The sequence below is a fragment of the Flavobacterium xizangense genome (assembly GCF_054075145.1).
Genome location: NZ_JBSIPG010000234.1, coordinates 1 through 249 on the forward strand (window position 1 = coordinate 1; position 249 = coordinate 249).

General features: G+C 37.3%; 1 pseudogene. It reads right to left on the minus strand.

Annotation, left to right across the window (positions count from 1 at the left end):
* Positions 1–249, minus strand: a pseudogene (locus ACWA1B_RS23245) (hypothetical protein); the annotation flags it as partial.

Below are 249 nucleotides of genomic sequence, written 5' to 3' on the forward strand. Positions count from 1 at the left end.
GGTTAGCAGAATATTGACCATAAAAGTGAGGAAAAGGACAATCCCGATTCTAGTCGTTTTTCTAAAAAAGAGTAAAACGGCACTTAAAATTTGTGTACTAGCAATGACAATCGGGTACCAGTAGCAGTAACCATAATAATACCAAGTGAGACGAAAACCATCTAGAGAGCCAATTGGCATATCGTAAACGCTTGGCTGCGATACAAATTGGGTTTTTAATAGTTTGCCGTAAGCATACATGATGATAAT